Here is a 23938-nt window from a genome sequence, read left to right on the forward strand (position 1 = left end):
AAAATATTTCCTTAAAAACTGCAGGCTACGAAGAAGTAACCTTATTTTTTTTTCGAATGCTTTTTAAAAATTTAAGCAATACTTTTTCATCGTTTTGAAGTACTGCAGCAGCCGGAATATGATTGTCTATCTGTTTAAGATATTTGTCCAACTCACCCTGCTCATAAGCATTGAGTAATTCCGGATAAACATAGGAACTTTTACAAACTGCCCGGGTATTGCCCAGTTTTGCGGCTACACCATCCAGCACCTCCACCAGTATTTTTTTGACCGTGTGTTTTTCATCGTTGCAGTCACATTTTGCCAGTTGTCTTAATGCTTCCAGGGTTCCGCCCCAGGTCCTGAAATCCTTTGCCGTAAAATCAGTGCCTGAAATTTCCTGTATATAGGCATTGATCTGCCCGGAGCCTACCGCACGATGTTCCTGCTCATTTACATAATACTGAAACAGCTCTTGCCCGGGTATATCCCTGCATTTTTTCACCAGTTTGGCAAGACTTTTATCATTTAGTCTAATCTGCTGCTTTACCCCCTTTTTACCTGTAAAACTCAACTGAAGGGTATTGCCCTTTATTTTTGCATGTTTATCCCTTAAGGTACTTAAGCCATAGCTGCCATACAATTGTTTATATGACTCATTACCTATACGGATCAGCGTTTTCAGCATCACCTGTACGCAAATGGCCAGTACTTTTCGCTCGTCAAATTGTTTTCTCCGAAGATCTGCAGTTATGGTTTTTCGTATTTGCGGCAGGCAGTTTCCAAATTCAAGCAGCCTGAAATATTTAGCTTCTGATCTGCGTGAGGTCCATTTTTGATGATAACGGTATTGCTTGCGGCCAGCAATATCCAATCCAGTTGCCTGCAAGTGGGCATTTGAGCTGCCGGCAATCCAAACCGCTGTCCAGGCTGGGGGCAGCACTAGTGCTTTTATCCTTTGCAGCTGCCGCGGGTCTATGATCCGCTCTCCATTTTGATCTGTATAATAGAAGTTACCGGGTTTCCCTTTTCTGTAAATACCTTTTTGATTGGTCTGCACGTATATTAAACCACTTTCTTTAAGCTCCTGATCTGTCTGAATCATATTATGGAAAAAATATGCGTTAAATTTTTAGTTATTTTGCCCTTGACAGGAACAGGGTCACAGAAATGCCCTTGTTCCATATATGATACACTAAACATATACGGATGAAAATAGTTTTTATGGGCACGCCGGACTTTGCTGTTGCTTCTTTGGATGCCCTGTTCAAAGCAGGCTTTGAAATTGCAGCAGTTGTTACCGCGGCAGATAAACCAGCTGGAAGAGGACAAAAACTGAGTGAAAGTGCGGTAAAAAAATATGCACAGGAAAAAGGGTTAAAAGTTTTGCAACCTGTGCGCCTTAAGGACCCCGAATTTATAGCCGAGCTGCATGATTTAAAAGCCGACCTGCAAGTTGTGGTGGCTTTCCGCATGCTGCCCGAGGCGGTCTGGAACATGCCCCCAAAAGGAACAATTAACCTTCATGCTTCCTTGCTGCCCCAGTACAGGGGGGCTGCCCCGATCAACCATGCCATTATTAACGGAGAAAAAGAAAGCGGTGTGACTACTTTCTTTTTGAAACATGAAATAGATACAGGCGACATTATTTTTTCGGAAAAAGTAAGCATAGGTCCACAGGATACTGCAGGTGAGCTTCACGATCAGCTGATGCAGACAGGTGCAGGGCTGCTGGTCAAAACAGTACAGGCAATAGCAGACGGAAATTATACCGAACAGCCACAACCACAGGCCGCAGATTTAAAACATGCACCAAAGATATTTAAAGATTTTTGCCAGATAGACTGGAACCAGTCTGCCGGACTGATCCACAACCTGATCAGGGGCCTTAGCCCTTATCCTACGGCCTTCACCCGGCTAAACGACAAAACCCTTAAAATTTTCAGGGCCGAAATTGAAGAAAAAGAGCCCGGTATAGCCCCTGGCGGATTTCTGACAGACGGGAAGTCTTTTTTAAAATTTGCAGCCAAAGACGGCTTTTTGAAGCTCACAGATCTGCAATATGAAGGAAAGAAAAGAATGACAACAGAAGAGTTTTTAAGGGGAATGCGGCTTTAACCCACTGACATTTGGTTCAGTAAAGCACTCAGGGTCTTGGACGCTTCGTTGAAATAGCGCTTGCGTCCATAACCCATCACCCAGCGGATGCCTCCAAGCGCATTCGTGATAAATACTTCTTCAGCCTCCCTCAATACTTCAGGGTTCAACTGGGCTTCTATAATGGAAATCTGATTGGCTTTGGCCAGCTCCATAACCACTTTGCGCATAACGCCCGAAATACAGCCTTCTGATAAGGCTGGGGTATAAATCTGCTTATCGTAAACCACAAAAACATTTGAGCTGATGCTTTCACAAAGGAAACCATTTTGATTTAAAATAATGGCTTCGTCCAGTTTATGCTGCTTTTTATAAAGTCCGGCCATCACATAAACCAGGGCACTGCTGGTCTTGTAATTTGAAAGCGGGTTAACCGCTTTGGTAATTTCATCGTAAACATCAATAATCAACCCCTTTTTGTTCAGTTCATAACCCGCTTCGGGTAAAGGGCTTGCCTCCAGCAGGTAACCAGACTTATTGCTTTCGGGCGTATACAGGCCGTCCCCACCCCGGTAAACAGACAAGCGGAACCTGACATTATCTTTTAACTTGTTCTTTTTGCAAAGTTCTGCCGTTTTCTGCTTCAGGAAATAAGCATCCAGCAAAGCCGCCCCGTCCATTTTCAGGGCTGTCATACCTTCTTTAAGCCGCTCGGCATGAAACTCAGGAAACCTTAACTTCCCATTGCTCATGCGCATGGTTTCAAACAGACCGTCCCCATAGCGAAAGCTGCGGTTCCCTGCCGTAAGCACCGGATGGTTTGCTGTAAAAAATTCGTCGTTATGTAAAATATACTCGTGTTGCATGTATTATTGTGGCTGTACGATATAATTTCTCCATTTATTCAATACAGAATCAAAATCGGCCGGCAAAGGTGCTTCAAATTCCTGATATTTTTTCGTCCCCGGATGAATAAATCCTAAAACCTGCGCATGAAGTGCCTGCCGGGGCATCAATTCAAAACAATTCTGTACAAATTGCTTGTATTTGGCAAAAGTTGTACCCTTAAGAATTTTATCTCCGCCGTAATTTGCATCACTAAACAGCGGATGTCCAATATGCTGCATATGTGCCCTGATCTGGTGCGTGCGGCCGGTTTCCAGCTGGCAGCTGATTAAGGTTACATAACCTAAACGCTCCAGAACGGTATAATGGGTAACCGACCACTTCCCTTTTTCTTCCTCATCATATACATCCATAATGATCCTGTTTTTTGCACTTCGCCCGATATACCCACTAACTGTGCCACTTTCTTCCAGATCCCCCCACACCAGGGCCAGATATCTTCTGGTAATGGTATGGTCAAAAAATTGCTTGGCCAGTTTGGTCATGGTGATTTCATTCTTGCTGATCAACAGCAAACCAGATGTATCTTTATCTATACGGTGCACCAGGCCCGGGCGCCCTTCATTGCCCGGAAGCTGCGGCAATTGCTCAAAATGAAAAGCAAGGGCATTGACCAGGGTACCCGTATAATTGTTGTACCCGGGATGGACCACCATTCCCGCAGCCTTATTGACCACCAGCAAGTCATTGTCTTCATATACAATTTCCAGGGGAATGTCTTCCGGATAAACTTCGGTATCCCTTGGCGGATGCGGAAACACAATGGAAATCTCATCGGCAGGCTTCACCTTGTAGCTGGGTTTAATTGTTTTCTGGTTCACCAGTACATTTCCCGCATCTATTGCATTTTGTATCCTGTTTCTGGAAGCATTTTCCAGACGGTGCATCAAAAACTTGTCAATCCTTAATAAAGACTGTCCCTTGTCGACGACAATATTAAAATGTTCGTATAAATCCTGCTCTTCTAATTCGGCCCCGGAGTTGATATTTTCCATGTTACAAAGCTAATCTTTAACAATTACATATTTAAAAAAGAAATTGGCTTACTATTTGTTAAGAAGAATTACAGCAGTATTGACCGGCTATGAAATCTACATCAATCCCTTCCAAAAGAGACTCCGTTTCTGGCCGCCTGATTGTGCTGAACTATAAAACGACCACTACTATGAAAAGCTTTACCACCAACGTAAAAATTGTACTCAATTTTTTTCCCTATCTGATTAAAAAAATCTATTTCAAATCCTAAACTCTTTTTAGCAGCAATTGGGTTTTATATTTGTAAGCAATGATTACAGATATTTACAGCCCTTTACAAGAATTAAAATATACAGGTCCTGTACGCCTATGGGTGAAAAGGGACGATTTGATTGATCCTTATATTTCCGGAAATAAATGGCGTAAACTGAAATATGTAATGGCCAGGGCCATTGCATTGAATAAACTGCATCTGGTTACCTTTGGAGGCGCCTATTCCAACCATCTGCTGGCCACCGCCGCTGCAGCGGCCAGATCGGGTCTTAAGGCCACAGCTTTTGTACGTGGGGAAGTTGTTGAAAATGAAATGCTGCTGCTCTGCCGTTTGTATGGGATGAAATTAATTTTCAGCAGCCGGGAAGCATACAAAAACAAAAGGGCCCTTTTCGATTCTATTTTTAAGGAAGATCCCAATGCCTATTTCATAGATGAAGGCGGTGCTTCACCTGAAGCGGTAAAAGGCTGTGCAGAAATTATCAATGAACTTCCACCAGATGTGGACCATCTGTTTTGTGCGGCCGGAACGGGTACAACCGCCGCCGGACTGTTAAAAGGCATTCAGCAACAAAAAAGAAACCTACAACTCCATGTCGTACCTGTCTTAAAAGGCGGTGATTTTATTGCGGGCGAAATTTACAATTATACCCGTTCTGTTGAACAACTCCACCTGCACACAGATTATCACTTTGGAGGTTATGCAAAAACACCGCCCGAGCTGCTTCATTTTATGCGAAACTTTACCTCTGAGCAAGGGATACTGCTCGACCCGGTATACACTGCAAAACTATTTTACGCCATGTACGACCTCATTAAAAAAGGCCATTTCTCAGAGAACTCCAGAATTGTTGCCCTGCACACCGGCGGGCTGCTGGGCTTGCTCGGCAAAAAAGAGGAACTTGCGCGGATCTTATAAAACCAGGCCATCCGGGTATTTGGGCAATGAAATAAAATTTTGCATATCTCGGCAAGTTAGTATATTTAAAAACTTGACTAACAAAATCTTAAAAAACGCTTTCAGCATGAAAACAGACAAAAACAGACCTTATCCCGGGAAAAGTAAATTCCATCATCTTTTAAAACTGTTTTTTCTGGTATTCATTGCTTCTACATCTTATGCTCAAACGGCTTCACCTGACCAGACGGCCATCACACTTTTTACGCAACGACAAAAACAGGTTAACCGGGCCTTCAATGCCTATTTCAATTCCAACCAAACTGTGCTATACAGGTCCGGGGAAGGTATTTTTCTGCAAAAAATAGACTCCCTTCACAAAACTTTTCTGCTTCCCCTTGACAGCCTTAAAAAGTCCAATCCAGGTATAAAAGCAAGCTTTTTTGAAGAACAGTACACCGACCTTAACTATACCTTTAATAAATTTATACTCGATTATGTCCCTGTACACAAAAGGATCACCGGACAAACCGTAACCCTAAGCAAAACAGCACAAAACCGCCTGCAAAAAATAGACATCAACAATCCTGGATTGTTAGCATATGATGCATACCGTAAATACCTGAACTCGGTTTTACAGCAAAGCATTGATGAAGAATTGTTAAAAAGGAGAAAAGCCTATCAAAAAAGTGACAACCAGCGCCTGGATGCCGGCATGCTGGTCGTTACGCAGCTTTTTAAAAATCCTGCCGTTCAAAACAGAATGATGTACGAGCTGCTAGCCTACCATATAGACAATTACGGCGTCAAAAACATTGGACAAGAGCTAGAAATTTTTAGAAAGAAAAACACCGGTAGTAAGCTGCTTGCTAAAATTGACAGCGCCTATAACGAAGGCCTTTCAGATCGTAAAGAACATTTAACCGAGGTCTATAAGAAAGTAGATGGTTACAGCCTTGATGCGCACATTTTTATGCCCAAAGACAGCAGTAAGCAACACCCTGCAATTGTTTTTTTTCATGGCGGGGGCTGGAGCGAAGGAAAACCCGATTGGTTCTTTTATACCTGCCAGGAGTATGCTGCAAAAGGATGGGTGGCCGTGGCCATAGAATACCGTTTACGTGACCGTCATGGCACATTGCCCCCACAAGCCATTGCCGATGGCAAATCGGCCATACGCTACCTGCGCAAAGATGCCCAGCGCCTGAAAATTGACCCGGACCACATTATAGCTTCGGGAAATTCAGCTGGTGCAAACCTTGCTTTAGCACTTGGGGTAATAGATACCCTGGACGATAAAAAAGAAGACCTTCGCATCAGTTCGGTACCCAATTCATTAATACTGAACAGTGTTGCTACAGATTTTACCCAGGGAGATTTCTGGCAACAATACTATACCGATCAAAAATTCCTGGAACGGATTTCCCCGCTGCACCAGGTTAGAAAAAACCTGCCGCCAATACTGATGATCAGCGGCAGCAGAGACAACAACGTCCCGGTGCAACCTACCATTGCTTTTGCAGAAAAAATGAAAGCCATGGGCAATGACTGTGAACTGCATGTTCTGGAGGGCGCAGGGCATTTTCTGTGGTACGACAGGCGTTTTGGGAAACAGGTGAATGACTATCGTTCGGGATTTTTAAAAAGATTGGGTTATCTGTAAATACAGGCCATCAGCATCTTTTTTTACGCCGCATCAATTTTGAATTCCTGGATATTAAGCTATATTTACCAGAGGCCAAATATATGATGAAGAAGATCCTTTCTATTGATGGTGGTGGTATTAGAGGCATTATTCCCGGAATGCTCCTGGTTGCCCTGGAAGACAGGCTTAAACGGGAAAGTAAAAATCCGGATGCCGCTATTGTCGATTATTTTGATTTTTTTGCCGGTACCAGTACCGGGGGCATTCTTACCTGTTTGTTACTCTGCCCTTCGGAAGAAAATCCCGGCCGCCCAAGGTTTTCTGCTAAAGCAGCCTTGGACCTGTACCTGAAACACGGGAACGAGATTTTTAAAATGACCTTTTTAAAACGCATCCGTGCCAAATTAGGACTGGCCGGTGAACGTTACAACAGCCAGATATTTGAAGGGGTTTTAAAAAAATACTTTGGCGAAACCAAACTAAGCCAGCTTTTAAAACCCTGTATCATCAGTGCCTACAATATAGAATTACGCAAAACCCATTTTTTCAGACAGCAAAATGCAATCAGCCGGGGGGATGTCAGGGATTTTTACCTCAGGGATGTCTGCCGGGCCACTTCTGCTGCGCCAACCTATTTTAGCGTTGCCGAAATTCACTCCCTGGCCAATGTCAGGTACCCTTTGCTGGACGGGGGTGTATTTGCCACCAACCCGGCTTTAAGCGGTTTGATTGAAGTGACCAAAGCTTTTAACCAGACCAGGATCAATGACATTTATTTGTTGTCCCTTGGTACAGGCAGGTCTAAAAGGTCTTATGACTATGACCATTTTAAAAAAAGTAGCGCCCTGGCCATTGTTCCAGCATTGATAGACATTATGATGAGCGGAGTGGCCGAAACAAGTGATTTCTTTTTACAACAGCTTTATCATTCTGTGGGTAAACCGGAAAACTATGTCCGCATAGAGCCCGATAGCCTGGAAAGCATCAAAGAAGGCCTTGATGCGGCCAGCCCCTCCAACATCGAAAAGCTGGTTGCCCTGGGCGACAGGACCGTAAGCGAAAATGAAGGCCTGATTACCCTGATTGCAAAACTCCTGGTGGAAGAACAAAAACACAATGGCTCACAAAAGCCCTGGGATTTTTTAAGGATCAGAAGGCAATAACCTCATTTAATGTCTGCGGTTGAGCATTTTTCCTTTCAGGTATTGGTCAAAAAAGCTATCCTTATAGGAGTCTCCAATGGAGAATTCTACATCCTCAATAAAAACGCTGTTGTTATCAAAAGAACTAATATGATCCATGTTTAAAATATAGGACCGGCCAACTCTCTTAAAAATAACACCGGGCAGTTGGTTGTAAATACTCTTGATGTTCAGGGCCGTAATAAATTTCTGGCCCTTCAAATGAATAATGACATAATCCTTTAGCCCCTGGATGTACAGCACATCTCTGTACAGGATTTTGTGAAATTTACGTTCTGCTTTAACCAACATAAAATCATTAGAAATTTCAGTTTTAAGACCGGATGTTTTATCCAATTGCGTAGTTTTTTGCAGCGCCCTTACCCTTTTTATTGCCTTTATAAAACGTTCTTCTCTTATCGGTTTAACCAGATAATCGACCACCTCCAATTCGTAACTCTCCAGAGCATATTCTTCAAAGGCTGTTGTAAATATGACATGAACATGCCCGGAAAGATGCCTTGCAAATTGCAGGCCATCCATCTCCGGCATCTGGATATCAAGCAGGATGAGATCCGTTTCATGGTGTTGTAAAAACCGTCCTGCGTCTTTTACATTACTAAAAACACCCTGCAATTCGAGATCATAAACCAAATCGACGAGTAGTTTCATCCCTTCCCTTGCAATGGGCTCGTCATCAACAATAATACATTTCATAAGTTTAATTCAAGTTTAACCTCATAGGTTAAAGGCAATTCTTCTATAAACAGCGTATGCCGGTCTGGAAACAGCAAAGAAAGTCTTCTGCGGATGTTTAACAGGCCAAAACCACTGTACATAGAATGTGCTTTACTTTTCTTTACCGGTTTGGAATTGATGCAGCTGAACAGCAGTCGGTTCCTTTCCAATTTAAATTTTAAATTTACGTACGAAGCTTTTTCACTATCGTGATTGTGTTTTACAGCATTTTCTACAAAAGGAATAAACAGTAGTGGAGGAATCATCATATTGGTTTGATCACCCTCCCAGCCAATTTCGAAACGAAACAAGTCCCTCCTGATTTTCTCTAAATTCAAAAAATCCTCAATAAAACCTATATCTGCCCTAAGCGCAACCTTTTCATTGCCACAGTTGTAAATCTGATATCTTAGCAGATCTGACAGGTTCAACAGTACAAAAGAAGCCCTGGAAGGGTCTGTTTTGGTCAGAATATGTGCATTATTCAAGGTATTAAACAAAAAATGTGGATTGATCTGACTTTTAAGCTGATGCAGCTCGTGCTTCAGAGTCAGACTTTGCAATTTAGAAATCCGCTCAACATCTTTTACCCAGCGTTGGAATAATTTAATGCAGGTAGAGGCGGCAAGTATAATCCCAAAAACCAGGACAAATTTCAGAAAACTGTATAATGCATTTTCCGGTGTTTTTTTGGGAATATGCCGGTAAAAGTTCAACTGGACATCCGCCCAGGCCACCAGAAAAAAACTCAGGCCCAACAGCGCAGTTGCGCCAAGCAGATAAGCAGGAAGCCTTCCTTTAAACAAAAGGCGTGGAACCAATACATACATGTTCAGGTATAAAAAGGTAACGAACCAAATCAGGGCAAGCAATTGAATACCATAAAGGGTGTTGCCCTGCACTTTGTATTCGCCATTGTCTTCACTCACCAAAAGCACAAAAAGACCAAGCAGCAGCAGATGGCGAAGTATTTTAAAACGTCTTCCTGTAAAAAAATCTGCAAATAAAGATTGATGCTGACCGAAATTCTCGCCCCTTGTTATTTCTTCTTTAATCATGGATCAATTTCCTTATAAAAATGGGTACAGATTACCGCTGTTAAGCGGTAATAATGCATGCCATAAAATATAAAAAGCTTAAATCCCGGGGGTCGGTATAATAAATCAGGCCACTGGTATAAACATTTCCTAATCCCTTCCTTCAGAGGCTAGTTTTGTTCAGGCCCGAACCATTACTACTGATTTAAATTTTAAACAATTCTAAATTAATCAAAAACATGAAGAAAAACAATTTAATCCTATCTGCGCTGCTCTTCCTGTGCAACACCAATATTTTTGCCCAGGATTGCAACAACTTCTTTTTTTTCACAGAAAACAAAGAAGTTGTTATAAATAATTACGACAAAACCGGAAAATTTTCAGGAAAAGATATTGGCACAATAAGTCATGTCCAGCAATCAGGAGAATCAATTACCTCCCAATACCGGGTGGTTAAATACGACGCTGGCGGAAAAATAAAACAGGACGGAAATGCCACCATTACCTGTAAAAATGGAAATGTCAGCATGGGTTTTCAAATCCCTGCTCTGGACGAGGGAGACAAACCCAAAGAAGCTTATTTCACCTATCCATCCGGAATGCAAACCGGTCAAAATCTGCAGGCCGGTATGGAGATGAACATTAAAGGAAAAGTTAAAGGAAAAAAAATGGATGTTTCTTTTAAGGTTGAAAACCGTAAGGTAATAGGAAAAGAACGGGTAAATACACCCGCAGGCAGCTATGACACCTTTAAAATTACTTATGATATGGACGTCCGTTTTAAAGTTTTAGGCATTGGAATCCCTATGAAACTCAAAGTTTATGAGTGGTATTCCCCTTTAGCAGGGGTAGTTAAAACAGAGTCTTATAACAAAGACGGACAAATGGAGGAACATTCCATTCTGGCGTCGATCAAGTAAAACCCGGAAATAAAAAGAACTTTTTTGAACTTTTGATGTTATAGAGTTAAACAAAACAGAATTTTATGAAATGTACTCCGGTATATTTCATAAACATCAAAATCTAATCTTATGAAAAAGTTACTTTATGTATGTACAATTTCTGCTGCAGCGTTTGCCTTTCAGGGCTGCAACAGCGGAACAAAAGACGCCAAAGAAACGGCAGACAGCTTAAACAAAACCAAAGACACCACCAGCAACGTGATGGCCACCGGAGGGATTGCTGTAGATAAAGCAGATGCTGAATTTGCAACAAAAGCAGCCGTAGGCGGCATGGCAGAAGTTGCCCTGGGAAAATTGGCCCTGGAAAAATCAGCGAATGCCAAAATCAAAGAATTTGCAACAATGATGGTCAGTGATCATGGAAAAGCCAACCAGGCCCTTATTGCATTGGCCAAAGTTAAAAACATCACCCTTCCTGCAGATGTAGATGATGAGCACCAGAAAAAAATGACCGATCTGAAATCAAAAACAGGAGCTGATTTTGACAAAGCCTATGTGGATGCCATGGTCGATGGCCATAAAAAAACACTTACCCTAATGCAAAATGAAGCAAAAGATGGGAAAGATGCAGATTTGAAAGCATTTGCTTCAAAAACAACTCCGGTTGTGGAAACCCATTTAAAAATGATCAACAGCATTCATGACAGTTTGAAATAAACACAAAGTACAACCTGAAACAAAGGCGGCCCTGAAATTCAGGACCGCCTTTGTTTTTCAGCAGACAAACCATTTCAGGATCATCTACGACCCTGCTCTTGATTGCAAAAACGGATTATAAACTAAGGGCTTTCTTTTGGGGCCTCGAAGCATTAAGGATCAATAGAGCAACCAGAAAAATCAGCCCCCCTACACCCATAACCGTTGCCCGGTGGCTGGAAGAAACATAGCCAAGAGCGCTTATTCCAATCCCTAAAGCGCTCAGTGAAACACCAATGACCCGTACCCCAAACCGGTTCTGTTCGGCCGCAGCCAGGTGCAGGGCCGGATCAAGCTTTTTAGTTTCCCCTGCCTTCATTTTTTCCATTTCCAGTACTTCTGGGGAAACTTTATGATGAATAAGGTAGTACAGCTCAAATGCCAAAAGCATGGCCAATGGGATACCCATCCCCAAAATGGTTTCTAGGGTTCTGTTTAATTTTAAATCCCATAAAACAGGGCTCAGGACCTTCAGAAAAAGATTAATCACCAAAGCGGTCACTGTAGCGGTCACCACCGATAAGCCGGTTTGTCTTTTTGAAAATAAAGTCCAGATGATGGGCGCAAACAGGGCACCACCCGCAATTGAAGCCGTACTTAACACCACTTCCACAATTCCGCCTGCACTGGGAATCCAAATGGCCACCAGTATGGTCCCAATCCCAAACAACAGGGTAAAAAACCTGGCCATCAGGATCACTTCTTTCTCTGTTGCCCCCGGGCGGATCAGTTTTTTATAAATGTCCTGTGCAAATACGGTCGCAGCCATATTAATGGTCGTATTGGCCTTACTGGAGGTCGCAGAGATCATACCCGCCAGGACCAGGCCGATCAGACCGGCCGGCATTACTTTTTGGATCAGCATCATATAGGCGCCCTCTGATTCCAGCCCCTGCAGATTGGGGTTTATAATGCGGTAAATCATAGGCGGAAGCATCCAGATGACCGGACTCACCAGATACAGCACAGTAAACAGACCAGAGACCTTACGGGCATTTTTCTCATTTGAAACGCTCGTATACCTTTGCACATAAGACCAGTTCCCCCCAATATAAAAAGTCTGGTAAACAATAAATGCCAGCATAAAACCAAAAGTATAGTCCTGGTTAAAGGGCTTAAAAAAGTCCTTTGGTGCCTCTTTAATCAAATGTGATACCCCGCCAATGTGACCAAAAGCAATGGGAATTACAATCAGTACGGCAGCAGAAAGTACGACAAACTGTACCACGTCGGTAACCAGTACCGCCCATAAACCGCCTGCAGCAGTATACAGCACAATGATCAGCCCAATGCCAATAATACACTGGTTTAAGGTGAAGGGGGTAGCCACATAAACCATTTTCCCAACGGGGTACAAGACCGCTGCAGTCGTAAAAAGGCTCAGCAGCAGTGTCATATAGGTATAAAATTGCTTTTCTTTAGAACCAAAGCGTTTGCCAATATATTCTGCTGCCGTAGCGACACCTGTTCTTTTCCATTTCGCCGCAATAAAAAGCGTTACAATCAGACCGCTGATGGCCATGGTCAGCTGTATGGCATTGGCCACCAAACCACTGCTGTAGGCAATAGAACCCCAAACCACAAAAGTCCCTGCAGAAAAATAACTGACAAACAAAGAAAGCCCGTTGATCCACCAGGGCGTTTCTCCTCCGGCCTCAAAAAAGGCATTACCATTTTTACTGCTCATTCTGGTAAACGTTAAGCCGATGGCAAAAATGAGCAGGGCGAAAACGATCATCACTATAAAATCCAACTGTACCATTGTTCTTTGTTAATTATAAATTGAAATTAGGAATAACATCTTACTGAAAATAATGCAGCCGGTACATTTGCCGAAGGCTGCTCCAAAATGAGCGTCAGTTTTTTGGTTCTTATGGCCTTTTCCAGTCGTATGCTGTTCCTGCTCTGATGGTTTTCCGTTTTAGCAAAAACCACCCTGCCCTGATCGTCGAGGATCTTATAATTCCGCACACAAAAAGGCATCACCTGTTCGGGGTGTCCCATCAGCACAGATTCCATAGGATGGTCATAATCCGTATCAAAAAATAAATCAATATGAGCAATTTTCTGCTCCTGCTCCCATTCCAGCTTTAACTGAGGATATTTATCTCCTAATGCCGCCACCCAGGCGTTTGGCCCGGTAGTAGGCCTGTAAACACCACTTTTAACCTGTTCTGCCCCAAATTGATGCAACCCTGAATCCAGCCTGAAAGCCAGGTTGTGCCCTTCAGGTCTCCTTTGTGGGCACCAGAATTCAAATTCATCCACACCGATATCCTCAGGCGAAGTTTGCCTTCCGTAATTGGAAACCGCTTTGTTCACCAGGTTAAACACAGAAAGAACGCCAGTAACCCTTTGCTGGGAACAATAGATCTTTACTTTTGGATTTTTTCTTAACAGCACAAAGGCATAAGCTGCATGTTCCATTTCTGCTGCAAAAGCCAGCTGCAGACAATTTTTTCCGGGCTGTACCTGCAGGACCTGCTTTTCCAGCAAAAGGTCGGGGGTATAACTTCCTGTCCTGCTGCACACCTGAAGTTCAATTTCCAGCTCGGTATACACCTCACCTACCACATGAAAAGCCAAAGCGGGCACCCGGCCTTTGTTAAGAGGAAGCATCTGGCCCATAGAAACCTCCAGCGGCTTGAGCAAATCGGAAGACAATTCTTCCAGAACATATTCACTGGAGGCCGATACGCTCGCCAAAGCAACCAGGTCCAGATCATCCTCCAGCACAAAACCCGGAATATGCTGCCCGCTTTTGAGCAATTCCCTTTGCAAAGCGGTCATTAATTTCTGCTCAAGAAGGCCCGCCGGGTATAGTTTATGCACTGTGGCCACGTAGGCAGCCATACCTACCGCCTGCCCCACATGTGCCGCTGTAGCCATTACCCTGGTCGAGGCAAAGGCCACATGGCTGGCACTGATGATGCGGCCTGCCAGAAACAGGTTCTTTATATTTTTACTGTACAGGCAGCGGTAAGGAATCTGGTAAACACCTTTACTGTGCCACTGGTTGCAGCCGGGTTTTTCACTGAACACCCCATCGGCCGGGTGCAGGTCTATAGACCATCCACCATAAGCAACCGCATCTGTATGTGTTTTTTGCTCGACAATATCCTGCTGCCGCAGTATATAATCACCCTCAAACCTGCGGCTTTCCCTTTTTCCTGGAATGCTGCCTACCCATTCCAGGGTCATGGTTTCTGCTTCAGGAAAACGGCCCGAATTTTTAATGTAGTTCCAGGCACCATACACGACCTTCCAAAGTTCCCACTTGATTTTTTCGGTATCATGTACGGTATCCAGTCTTCCCCCATATTCCAGCCACCACAATTTACAGCCATATTCTTTGGCATTAAAGCTTCTGAAACGCGGAATTTCTGTGGCAATGTCTTTTAATGCAAAATCCGGTGGAATAAATTGTACAGGTTTACCGGTATCCTTGCTGTAGAAATATAAACTATGTCCCAGCAGCTCTCCATATTCGGCTGTAGGCGCAAATTTTTCTCCGAATTCTTCTTTGCTCTCGGCCCCCATTCTGAAGGCTGCACCAGCTAAAAAGCCAACAATACCATCCCCGGAAGCATCGCAAAATAAAGGGGCCGAAATGAGGTATTCTGTGGAATTCTGACTGCAAAAAGCCTTTACGCCCGATATGGTGTCCGGGCTGGACTTAAGCACCTGATAAACCGCCGTATTTAACAACAAGGTAATGCCGGGCTCCGAAACAACTTTATCCAGCAATATGGTGTCAAAAACCAAAGGATTACCTTCCTTATTGCGATACGTATTCTCTACCAGTATTTCATCCACGACACCACCTTCCCTGCCCCAGCGGTTGTTGTTTCCCATATGGGAAGTCGCACCAAGGATCCAAAGCCGGACCTCACTGGATGAATTGCCCCCCAAAACCGGCCTGTCCTGAACAAGAATGACTTTCAGCCCTTTGCGGGCAGCAGTAATGGCGGTACATACCCCAGATAATCCTCCTCCAACGATTAAAAATTCTGTACTTAGTTTTTGAGACACCAATTGACGCGCTCCTGTTCCTTCTGATCTGATCATAGTAAATGTTTGGGCTGCCCCGATATTTTTTATTAAATTATTTTAAAACTGAACTGTTTTTGCGGCTGTTTGTCTGAGGTAAGCCGCAAAACCTGCAGGGACATTGTCGGGTACATATTGTATTTTTTCCGGTGACTCTTTAAATAAAAAGGCATACCATACTAAGGAGCCCAGGTACCTGCCCGCCTCATTGGCATGGTTGGGATCAAATACCAATTTTTTATCCTTCCAGTAATAGCCCATATTCAGGGAATTGACCTGATCAGGAAGATTGGGGTAAACTGCATTTTCATCATCAAAAGCCGGATCCTTTTTATATACATATTCGGTCCCGGAAGCTACCCGGTTAAAAGCATCTCCCACAGGAATAATGTCCAGGTTCAATTGTTTAGCCACCGCATGATAGGCTGCCCTTGATTTCTGCCACATTTCTGTCTGGTTTTTGGCCAGCTGCTTAGCCGCAACCCGGCCAAACTTTTTTGCATCACTGCGGTAAGCCCAGTTCTGGTGTAAAATAATCCTTGTCTTTGGCTGTAAAGCTTTAATGTAATTGTAAAGCTTTTCCGCATAGGGACTGTAGCTGTCCAGGTCTGCCGACAAATAAGAATACTGCTGTATGGTCACCACATCCCAGGGCCCTTCCAATAAAAGCATGCGCAGTGATTTCCCATTATAAGGTTTTCCTTTTGGATCATCGGGGTTGGCCTCTGCAGCCTCTGCGTATTCCCAATGTTGTTGTAAAGAGCAGCCCCCAACTTCGGCCTTGCCAATAACCAGCTGTTTATGCCTTTCTTTGGCCAGGTTTGGCAAATAGGCGGTCGCATTCCCCGAAAAACTGTTACCAATCACCAATAAACGGATGGCCTTGTCCTGATCCTGTCCAAAACAAAACTGACTGACCAGCAATAGGACAACTAAAAAGATCTTTTTTGTACGCTTCATTTTTTTGTATTTATAATTATGGTTTTATCATTTCTCCTCTGATCAGCACCTTACCGATGTAGACCACTGTTTGGTTGTATTTAGCCGGATTACCGGTAATGTCTGTTAATTGCTTTTCCCCCAGGATCTGCTTTTTATCTGCCTTTTCTCCGGAAAGTCTAAAGGTTACCGTATGGATTCCAGGTGTCAATTCAAAGAACTCTGCCTGACCACGGTACCTGTTGTTGCAAAAAAAGTTGAACCTGTTGATCAGTTCCCCCCGACCGGTACTTTCCTCGGCTTTTAAAACCAAGGTTCCGCTCTGGCGGCGAATGCTGGTTTTCTTTCCGTCAACTTCCAGTACCAGTTGGCCCGATTCAGGTCCGCCGATGTCAAAAAAACCAATCATCTTTCCCTTGAATTTAAAAGAAAAAGATTCCCCTGGTTTTTCAGCTTTCATGACATAGGGAAACCAGCCCGAAAATTGTTTAAAGTCAGGATAGGTTAAAGGATTGATCTTTACCCAAGCACTACTGAAACCGGCAATATCCTCAGGGGCAAACATTTTGGCATCTTCCCAGTTGTCGGCACTTAAAGGTGCCGGAAGTTTATGTTTGAATACCTCCCCCCTGTTTTTCATTTCAAGGACCGACCTGGCTATTGCTGCGGCATACAGGTTCCCTCCGGCTTCCAGGGGATGCGTGCCATCATTCGAAAAAATAAGCTGACCGGTCTTCGTACCTGCTGCAGCCTTCCAAAGGAGTTTTCCTTCTTTTTCAAGTAAACTGGCTTCCAGGCCCATGTGGATAGAAGGAATTTGGTACCGCCCGGCAATCTTTTCCAGTCCGGCGATATTTGAGGGGATTTCTCCGGAAGCATAGATGCCGGACTGTCCGCTGTAAATCGTATAAAGCAGGCAGATATCTGTATAGGGGTCTGACTTCCAGATCTGCCGGATCATCCCTTCCATTCCTTCAGGAAATGCGTTGTTTACGGCAAATTCAATAAAAATCAGGTCTGGTTTATAATGCAGCAATTGCTGCTGAATGCGGCATGCCCCCAAATCGGTTCCGGTTCCGGATATACCCGCATTGATAAATTTTATCCGAAGACCGGGGTACATGCGCTGGATAAATTTGGCCGATTGCGTTCTGTACAGGTTATCGCCCCTGGTAATACTGCCCCCAATATAAGCCACCACCAGTTCTTTGCTTTTTTGCGCCTTGTTAAAAAAATTGGGAAGCCCGTCCCTTGGCAACAGCTCTTTAGGGCTGTTAAAATCTCCGGGACCAACAAGAGGCACTTCAGGCCCCGAGGGGTTAAAAAACAGAGGCATAGCCCCCGCCTGGCTGGCCGCGATCAGACGTTCTCTTTCTCTGTCCTGCCCCGCTTCAGCGTTATTTTTCCTGGAGCTGCAACCCGGAAAGCACCACCATACAGCCAGCAGACTTATGGAAAATAAGATCAGTTTTAGTTTCATTTGCATCAGTTTGTCGGTCCGTCAAATTTCACCAGCACCTGACTGCTTTCCCCGGCAGCATTTTTCAAATCGAATATAAGATTGACCGGAGCCAGCGGATCTACATGCAACAGCGTCCATTCAAAAGGATAAGCCGTACGTTTACCCGCGCTGGTATTGCCATTTAACGTCAGCTCGGCACTGGCTCCTGTTAAAGGATAGGCACTCAGATAAGCGTAAATGGAATCCCAGCCAAAAGGGGAACGGATGCGGAAAGTATACAATGTACCCCATGCTGCACCCAGATCGGTCGCCTGCAAGCCGTTTTTAACCGCAGGAAGCTCCACACTGGTATCCGGATGGACCAAAGGAAAAGAATAGGCATATAAACCTTTTGCGGCAAGGTTTACATTTAGTTTTCCCGCGGTAAGACTCAGCACACCAGGCTCCGGCAGGGCGCCTTTGTACAATTTGATCCCGGCACTGGCAATGCCGGCTTTTAAGGTATCCAGGGTCATGCTAAAATTCTTTCCGGTATTGGATTCGTTGAGCAGAACAAGCCAAAAACGGTCTTTGGAAATTCCACTGATGTAATTTACCTGTGGGGTATCTATTTTAACCAGCCCCTTTGCCAGCCATGGCCTGACCAGGCTATCTCCAAAAACAGTTCCCTTCCCTCCGCCAAAAATCCTGTTGTTGAACCAAACAAAACCTTCCTGCTTTCCCCATGGAAAACTGATCTGACCGGCTGACCTCTGCATGGCTTCTGTAAACAGAAAATCGAGGGTGAAAGCCAAATGCGGTGCGATATGGTGGTAATAAATGGAATTGATGTCCGGTCCTTTATATGGATAAGCGGCGCCATAGGTCAGGTCTGTAAAACCAGTCGCGTAATAACCCGGATAATTGGAGAAACGCCCGATAAGGGAATTCCGCGCATAGGTTTCCAGGATACTGCGGTTGCGATAGCTGGCTACCCGAAGCAGGTGCGGCGACCAGGTAGACATAAAAATATGGCGTACATTTTTATTGGGCAGGAAAAAAGTAACCGGCTGCTCCAGCCCTAGACCCACAGGCGAGAGCAGAGACTGGGGAACACTTTTTTCCTGGACATCCCCTGGCTGCCGCGGAAAACCAAGACGAAATTTGACCATCCCTTTCCACCACAAATTGGTATTGCCCTCATAACGGTTCCCCGGATGGATCAACTGCAGCTGATTTTCAATGGCGGGGTAAGAGCGGATGCCTGCTATGGTAAAAAAAGATGAATATTCCGCCGCATCCAGAAAAGCCTGATCTTTACTCAGCTCGTACAAATCCATCAGGTCCCACCAGTAGGGATAAAAAGACGTATTATAGAAAGACTGCGCGGTTAATAAATTGGTTTTTGCCCCGTAGACTTCTTTTTGGAGAAAATCTTTTGCGTGCAAAACGGCTTTGCTGAGCCAGAGTGAATCTTTGGTCAGTTTGAAGGAGGCCAGTTCCTGTGTCCAGTCGGGAATATTCACAGAATATCCTGCAGATTTTCTGGGCAAGCCTGCCGGCATGGCCACTGAGGTCAGCCAGGGATTTTTGGCGCCCAGCAGCTGATGTAAAGATTCGAAATAAGCGGTATTGAATTGATTGTTTTTATAAGGGTTCAACTCCATAGAGGCCGGGGTCAGGTTAAAAGGTTCACCCATGGCCCTTGCCCAGCGGAATGCACTACGGGACAAAGTATATTCAATAGTGGGCAGCGCACGTGTAATGTATAAGTCTTCATCCCGGCTCAGCACCGCTGCAGAGATCGTGGCCAGCGGGGCAGCCTGTGCAACGGTTGGTGAAATTTTCGGTTCGGCTTCTATATCATAAAAGCCTTTCAGGCCGCTGTCCCAGCCCGAAGCACTCTCATTTTTAATCAGGTCAATGATGTTAAATGCCGCATTGGTCAGAGAGGCAGAATCCTGCCGGCGGTAATCTTTCACCTGGTAAATGGTATTGGAAATATACTCCAACGCCGCATTCCAATTGCCTGGAACAGCACCAATGTTAAATGTCCGCTGTAACATTTGTCCGTTTAAAAGTTTAGAATCGCTAAGGCCCAGAAGAGGTGCAAATGCGACAGGCTGAACCGTATTGAGCTCCCCTTTTAACAAAAAGCCAATACGGGAAGTGGTATCCTGTGCCCAGTCTAAAGGAAAACCAGTCAAAGAGCCGGTCACAAACATACTCAGCGCTTTATTATTTTTAGCGAGCTCTACAATGGCCAGCGGCTGCGGGGTCATTGTGCCCGGCACCAGTTCGGGAAATTCCGTAATCCGTTTGTAATTAAACATAGGGGGAAGCTGTACATTTTTCACGCTGGCTTCCACTGCGCCCTGGAAAGAAGAAGTTCCAAAACTGTAAAAACCATCTTCTGTTGCTGAATATTTTAAAGTCAGTTCAAAATGGCTGGTACCGGTTTTAAGCTTCCAGGTTCCGCTCAGCTGGGTTCCGTCGGCAGCGGTGTAAATGACCGCAAGCTCCTCCGGGGAAGTCTGGGTGACCGAAGAAGGCCTGCACAACAAGAGTTTTCCGGAAAGAAAAGGGTTTCTGAAACCAATCTGATCAAAGGTTTGGTAGGTATTCCCGTTCACCGTGAAAGTGCTTACGCTCACCGAATCTTTCCAGGAAGCATAATAATCCGTGAATTTGATTTTTGGGCTTTTGGACTTAACCAGAAAAATCCGGTGCTCTTCTACAGGCTGACCTACGCCGGTCCACTGACCATCCTGAAAAACCTCAGTCACTGCAGCAATCCGGCCCTGACCCGTGCCAACACTGGCCTGTTTAAAATTTAACCGGATCTGACCATTGGACAATGTGCCTATTACCGTTTCGTTTGTGCCCATAACCGATGGTGCAGGCGTATTCACAGTGGCATGATTTTCTTTAACCTGCAGCGGAGCGATGTAAAAAGGCTGAAGATTGACATTTCCCACATTTGGATCAAAGGAGGTATCTGTCGTAAAAAATATAGCGTCGCAACGGGCAAAATTCAGTTTGGTATTCTTTAACCTCAGCAGGTTTTCCCCGGCTTTCAGATTGGCCACCCCTACTTTTTCCCAGCGGTACCCCTCCTGAAGGTGCATCCCGGATTCAGCAGCCATGTCCTGATCATTACAGCTCAAACGATACCTTCTGGTTCCCGGACTGTTTTGTGCATAATCCCTGGACCTGGTCCAGGTGGTGTAGGCACCCTGGGTGGTAATTTTGATCACCGTAAAAGCATCGGACCTGGGATCTTTGGAAGAAGAGCCCAGTAAGGCCCCTTTTCCCAAAACATTTGTGCCGGTTTCCTTACTGATGGTCCAGTCTCCGGGAAACTGAAAATCTTCAGCCTGGACGAAATAGTTTTGTCCGGTTTGCGCTAGGACTTTTTTTGAAGTAAAAATGCCAAAGAACAGCATGATGCAAAGCAGAAACAAGCGGCGGATGGTCTTTAATCTTTTCATCTTTAATAGTTTATTTCAATAACTTTTAAACCATAGGGTTCTATTTCAACGGCCCAGGGGCCCCTAACAGACAGCTGTTCACCTGATTTCATCCAGGCAGCGCTTTTTATCTCCTTTAGCCCGGAACCAGGGATTTTTTCCGGGTCAAAATAAACCCTGGTTTTCAACACTTTATCGCTACTGCTCATCAGGATCAGAAAACATTTTTTGCGGTCCGGGTTAATGGCTTCCACATAATCCAGATCAGGGCTATCTGTCTTCAGCATCCCATCGCTGAGCAGCAGCGATGCCGGAACTCCATACACCTTCCCCGGAGCAAAACCATAACTTTCATGGGGCCCTACTTTGGGCGTAATAAACCCCCTTGGGAAACGGATCGCACCCTGCGAACGCATTTCAGCTTCTGCCAGCAGGTAATCGGTAATCCAGCCAATCTGCCACCAGGCATGGTGTGGAAAAGAACCCGGGCCTGCATTCATCGCCTGCCAGTAATAAGAGGCCACATTTGTTTTTGGATCTACAAAAGCATCCCTTCCCAACACCGCAGCACGTGCCATATCCAGATACATGGAATCTTTGGTCAGCTGGAAAATCCGGACAAATAAACCAGCATGACTGGCCAATAAAATTGGTCCCAGTGCATTTGCAGAACCTATATTTCCGCCATGCTCAAAACTTAATCCCACCTGGCTGATCTGCCAGTCTTCCCATCGCCTGCCTTTAACGGTTTTGATCTCTCTGTTTGGAATGGGATGTGTGTAAACAGAAGTGGTGTAAAAACGGGCCGTTTGTATGGCTGCCTGCAAATACTTTTCTTTCTTACTGAGCGCATAAAGATCCATCAATGCCTGGGCACTCTGGGCCGTTGCAAAATCAGGGACAAACCTGCTGTCACCACAAACACCCAGAAAATGTCCTTTTTCTACCGCATTTTTGATGTACCAATCTGCGCCTTTACAGGCCGCATCGAGGTATTTCTGTTCTCCAAGAATCCGGTAAGCGACCAGCAACCCGTAAAAGGTCGGGCGCAAATCTTCCAGTTCAGTAAACGGCTGCCTTTCTGATGCCCGGTCATAGGCCACAGCCCATCCTCCTCCCGGCTGCTGCCACTGCAGCAAACGCTCGGCACCTTGTCTTAACCTGGTCCGGAGCTGGGCATCTGTAGGTTCAAACAACAGGATGTTGCCAATATCCATCATGGTATAATAGGTTAAACCGATCGGTTCTACATAGGGCCCCCACTCCTCTGTAAATTTCTTTTTCTTTGATAAAAAATACTGTCCAACTGCCGCCCCCTGAAAAAAGCCAGGCTCCTGTTGCTGCTGGAGCAGTTTAAAGTTACGGGCAAAGGGCAGTCGCTGTTTCAGCAGCACAGAATCGTTCATCAGTGCCGAAAGCATCCACATGGCCCCATAATCAGAATTTTTCATCGCATCTTTATCTGCCCCCAATACCCCTCCAAGGTAAGCCTGGGCCCCTATGGTCAGCCCTTCATAACTTTCGGTACGCCACATGGAGCTCGCGCTATCGGTAACGTATTTGTGCATCGCCAGTACCCGCTCGGTGAGCGATTGCTGCGTAGTTTTCAGGGTTAAAAAATCTTTAAACCGGTAAACATCATTAACCGCATGCTTAAACACCTCATACCAGCCTTCGGTCCTTATGGTATACCGGAAAGAGAAACTGATGGAATCACCTGCTTTCAGAAAAGAGCCCTTTTCTCCTAAAACAGGGTGATAAAGGGTTGGGGAAAGCTGTGCGCCCCAGTTCATCAGGGAAAGGCCCAGCAGCCAGTCTTTGTGCGTATTCCTATCTTTTGCCCAGGGGTCCCGTCCGGTGCCCGGTTCGGGAATGACCGCCATCGTGATCCCGTTTTTTAAGCTGATCAAAGGAGAAAGTGTACTTGCGGCCCTTTCCCTCACCAAAACAGGTTTGTCCGGAATCCCTTGTCCGTAAGCATAGGCTTTGATAAAATCCTTTTCCAGGGCTGCGCCCTGGAAATATCCGGGAAGGAGCCCCCAGGCCAGTCCTGCCTCAGGAATGGCAGAGACCGTCGGACTGGCGATCGAAAAATAGCCCTCTTTTTTGGCCTTGAGCACTATTTTAACCAGCACATCACCCGCATATTGCGGATCTATTTTCCAAAAGGATTTTAGATCAGCCCTTTCGCCTTCTTCCCGGAAAGTCAAACCCTCTTTTTCATAAACCATATCGCTGGGGTAGAAATTCCAGGCTTCGCCTGCCGTATTCATCTGCACAGGCTTGGTGACTTCTTTCCACTGCGTAGTGGGATAACGGTAAACCGGTTCAGGAAAATGAATCTTTTTACCATTTTGATAAAACACCGCCTGCGTGGTATCTGGCGCCCCGGCGGAATACAATACCGTATAAAGGCCATCAGGGGCAGGCATATTTGTCCATTGCGTTTTAGACTTAACCCCGATCTTTGCCAAATGCCATCCTTTTGCACCGCGTTCCCATTGTAAATTTAATCCCGCTGATTTCAATACGGCAGGCCCGTCTTTTTGCCAGCCACTGTGTACCAGCAGCACCATAAAAAGACCAGGCAGCAGCAAAATCTGCAGAGTTTTTTTTTGGATAAAGGACTTGTATCTGTTTTTAAACATGTT

18 protein-coding genes are annotated in these 23938 nt (G+C 44.9%); 7 read left to right on the forward strand and 11 right to left on the reverse strand.

Annotated features, from left to right (window positions below; genetic code table 11):
- Positions 1-25 precede the first annotated feature (25 nt).
- Positions 26-1084, reverse strand: coding sequence for a DNA topoisomerase IB (locus B0O44_RS22820; protein WP_110834411.1), 1059 nt, complete (start codon positions 1082-1084; stop codon positions 26-28).
- Positions 1085-1188: 104 nt separating this feature from the next.
- Here B0O44_RS22820 and fmt point away from each other — a divergent pair, with 104 nt between their 5' ends.
- Positions 1189-2097, forward strand: a complete 909-nt coding sequence (gene fmt / locus B0O44_RS22825; protein WP_110834412.1) for a methionyl-tRNA formyltransferase — start codon at positions 1189-1191, stop codon at positions 2095-2097.
- On the opposite strand, the gene B0O44_RS22830 is transcribed toward fmt, so the two are convergent.
- Both B0O44_RS22830 and B0O44_RS22835 read right to left on the reverse strand, forming a co-directional pair.
- Complete coding sequence (locus tag B0O44_RS22830) at positions 2094-2942, reverse strand: aminotransferase class IV (RefSeq protein WP_110834413.1); 849 nt, start codon at positions 2940-2942, stop codon at positions 2094-2096. The genes fmt and B0O44_RS22830 overlap by 4 nt on opposite strands.
- A 3-nt stretch (positions 2943-2945) precedes the next feature.
- Positions 2946-3977 (reverse strand): RluA family pseudouridine synthase, encoded by a 1032-nt coding sequence (locus B0O44_RS22835; RefSeq protein ID WP_110834414.1) that lies wholly within the window; start codon positions 3975-3977, stop codon positions 2946-2948.
- 89 nt (positions 3978-4066) lie between these two features.
- Here B0O44_RS22835 and B0O44_RS25020 point away from each other — a divergent pair, with 89 nt between their 5' ends.
- From B0O44_RS25020 to B0O44_RS22850, 4 genes are all read left to right on the forward strand, one after another.
- Positions 4067-4228 carry a hypothetical protein gene (locus tag B0O44_RS25020; RefSeq protein WP_170123396.1) on the forward strand — a complete coding sequence of 54 codons (162 nt, stop codon included), beginning with the start codon at positions 4067-4069 and terminating at the stop codon, positions 4226-4228.
- A 39-nt stretch (positions 4229-4267) separates the two neighbouring features.
- The gene (locus B0O44_RS22840; RefSeq protein ID WP_110834415.1) at positions 4268-5149 is read left to right on the forward strand and encodes a 1-aminocyclopropane-1-carboxylate deaminase/D-cysteine desulfhydrase; all 882 of its coding nucleotides are present in this window, start codon (positions 4268-4270) and stop codon (positions 5147-5149) included.
- A gap of 106 nt (positions 5150-5255) precedes the next feature.
- Positions 5256-6791 (forward strand): alpha/beta hydrolase, encoded by a 1536-nt coding sequence (locus B0O44_RS22845; protein WP_146229892.1) that lies wholly within the window; start codon positions 5256-5258, stop codon positions 6789-6791.
- An 83-nt stretch (positions 6792-6874) separates the two neighbouring features.
- Entirely contained in the window at positions 6875-7936 is a 1062-nt protein-coding gene (locus tag B0O44_RS22850) for a patatin-like phospholipase family protein (RefSeq protein WP_245943779.1), read from the forward strand.
- Positions 7937-7942: 6 nt separating this feature from the next.
- Here the strand turns inward: B0O44_RS22850 and B0O44_RS22855 are convergent, their stop codons facing one another.
- Positions 7943-8671: a LytR/AlgR family response regulator transcription factor gene (locus B0O44_RS22855; RefSeq protein ID WP_110834418.1), complete on the reverse strand. Its 729-nt coding sequence runs from the start codon at positions 8669-8671 to the stop codon at positions 7943-7945.
- Positions 8668-9750 (reverse strand): sensor histidine kinase, encoded by a 1083-nt coding sequence (locus B0O44_RS22860; RefSeq protein WP_110834419.1) that lies wholly within the window; start codon positions 9748-9750, stop codon positions 8668-8670. The genes B0O44_RS22855 and B0O44_RS22860 overlap by 4 nt, the downstream gene beginning before the upstream one ends.
- Before the next feature lie 218 nt (positions 9751-9968).
- Here B0O44_RS22860 and B0O44_RS22865 point away from each other — a divergent pair, with 218 nt between their 5' ends.
- Both B0O44_RS22865 and B0O44_RS22870 read left to right on the forward strand, forming a co-directional pair.
- The gene (locus tag B0O44_RS22865) at positions 9969-10649 is read left to right on the forward strand and encodes a TapB family protein (RefSeq protein WP_110834420.1); all 681 of its coding nucleotides are present in this window, start codon (positions 9969-9971) and stop codon (positions 10647-10649) included.
- Between the two features lie 111 nt (positions 10650-10760).
- Positions 10761-11348, forward strand: a complete 588-nt coding sequence (locus tag B0O44_RS22870; RefSeq protein ID WP_110834421.1) for a DUF4142 domain-containing protein — start codon at positions 10761-10763, stop codon at positions 11346-11348.
- 115 nt (positions 11349-11463) lie between these two features.
- Here the strand turns inward: B0O44_RS22870 and B0O44_RS22875 are convergent, their stop codons facing one another.
- The 6 genes from B0O44_RS22875 to B0O44_RS22900 are packed head-to-tail and all read right to left on the reverse strand — an operon-like array spanning position 11464 to position 23935.
- On the reverse strand, positions 11464-13149 hold the full coding sequence (locus B0O44_RS22875) for a sodium:solute symporter family protein (RefSeq protein ID WP_245943780.1): 1686 nt from the start codon (positions 13147-13149) through the stop codon (positions 11464-11466).
- Between the two features lie 26 nt (positions 13150-13175).
- Complete coding sequence (locus tag B0O44_RS22880) at positions 13176-15455, reverse strand: FAD-dependent oxidoreductase (RefSeq protein ID WP_110834422.1); 2280 nt, start codon at positions 15453-15455, stop codon at positions 13176-13178.
- Positions 15456-15497: 42 nt separating this feature from the next.
- Positions 15498-16397: a DUF4886 domain-containing protein gene (locus B0O44_RS22885; RefSeq protein WP_110834423.1), complete on the reverse strand. Its 900-nt coding sequence runs from the start codon at positions 16395-16397 to the stop codon at positions 15498-15500.
- Positions 16398-16413: 16 nt separating this feature from the next.
- A complete protein-coding gene (locus B0O44_RS22890) occupies positions 16414-17856 on the reverse strand; it encodes an SGNH/GDSL hydrolase family protein (RefSeq protein WP_146229893.1) in 1443 nt (480 codons plus the stop codon).
- A gap of 5 nt (positions 17857-17861) precedes the next feature.
- Positions 17862-21308, reverse strand: a complete 3447-nt coding sequence (locus B0O44_RS22895; protein WP_110834425.1) for a hypothetical protein — start codon at positions 21306-21308, stop codon at positions 17862-17864.
- A 2-nt stretch (positions 21309-21310) separates the two neighbouring features.
- Entirely contained in the window at positions 21311-23935 is a 2625-nt protein-coding gene (locus B0O44_RS22900) for a glycerophosphoryl diester phosphodiesterase (RefSeq protein ID WP_245943781.1), read from the reverse strand.
- Between the last annotated feature and the right edge of the window lie 3 nt (positions 23936-23938).

This window comes from Pedobacter nutrimenti, assembly GCF_003208655.1.
GTDB lineage: Bacteria > Bacteroidota > Bacteroidia > Sphingobacteriales > Sphingobacteriaceae > Pedobacter > Pedobacter nutrimenti.

Coding starts and splice junctions, on each gene's coding strand:
- B0O44_RS22820 (WP_110834411.1), bottom strand. CDS start 1,084: ATGATTCAGACAGATCAGGAGCTTAAAGAAAGTGGTTTAATATACGTG.
- fmt (WP_110834412.1), top strand. CDS start 1,189: ATGAAAATAGTTTTTATGGGCACGCCGGACTTTGCTGTTGCTTCTTTG.
- B0O44_RS22830 (WP_110834413.1), bottom strand. CDS start 2,942: ATGCAACACGAGTATATTTTACATAACGACGAATTTTTTACAGCAAAC.
- B0O44_RS22835 (WP_110834414.1), bottom strand. CDS start 3,977: ATGGAAAATATCAACTCCGGGGCCGAATTAGAAGAGCAGGATTTATAC.
- B0O44_RS25020 (WP_170123396.1), top strand. CDS start 4,067: ATGAAATCTACATCAATCCCTTCCAAAAGAGACTCCGTTTCTGGCCGC.
- B0O44_RS22840 (WP_110834415.1), top strand. CDS start 4,268: ATGATTACAGATATTTACAGCCCTTTACAAGAATTAAAATATACAGGT.
- B0O44_RS22845 (WP_146229892.1), top strand. CDS start 5,256: ATGAAAACAGACAAAAACAGACCTTATCCCGGGAAAAGTAAATTCCAT.
- B0O44_RS22850 (WP_245943779.1), top strand. CDS start 6,875: ATGATGAAGAAGATCCTTTCTATTGATGGTGGTGGTATTAGAGGCATT.
- B0O44_RS22855 (WP_110834418.1), bottom strand. CDS start 8,671: ATGAAATGTATTATTGTTGATGACGAGCCCATTGCAAGGGAAGGGATG.
- B0O44_RS22860 (WP_110834419.1), bottom strand. CDS start 9,750: ATGATTAAAGAAGAAATAACAAGGGGCGAGAATTTCGGTCAGCATCAA.
- B0O44_RS22865 (WP_110834420.1), top strand. CDS start 9,969: ATGAAGAAAAACAATTTAATCCTATCTGCGCTGCTCTTCCTGTGCAAC.
- B0O44_RS22870 (WP_110834421.1), top strand. CDS start 10,761: ATGAAAAAGTTACTTTATGTATGTACAATTTCTGCTGCAGCGTTTGCC.
- B0O44_RS22875 (WP_245943780.1), bottom strand. CDS start 13,149: ATGGTACAGTTGGATTTTATAGTGATGATCGTTTTCGCCCTGCTCATT.
- B0O44_RS22880 (WP_110834422.1), bottom strand. CDS start 15,455: ATGATCAGATCAGAAGGAACAGGAGCGCGTCAATTGGTGTCTCAAAAA.
- B0O44_RS22885 (WP_110834423.1), bottom strand. CDS start 16,397: ATGAAGCGTACAAAAAAGATCTTTTTAGTTGTCCTATTGCTGGTCAGT.
- B0O44_RS22890 (WP_146229893.1), bottom strand. CDS start 17,856: ATGAAACTAAAACTGATCTTATTTTCCATAAGTCTGCTGGCTGTATGG.
- B0O44_RS22895 (WP_110834425.1), bottom strand. CDS start 21,308: ATGAAAAGATTAAAGACCATCCGCCGCTTGTTTCTGCTTTGCATCATG.
- B0O44_RS22900 (WP_245943781.1), bottom strand. CDS start 23,935: ATGTTTAAAAACAGATACAAGTCCTTTATCCAAAAAAAAACTCTGCAG.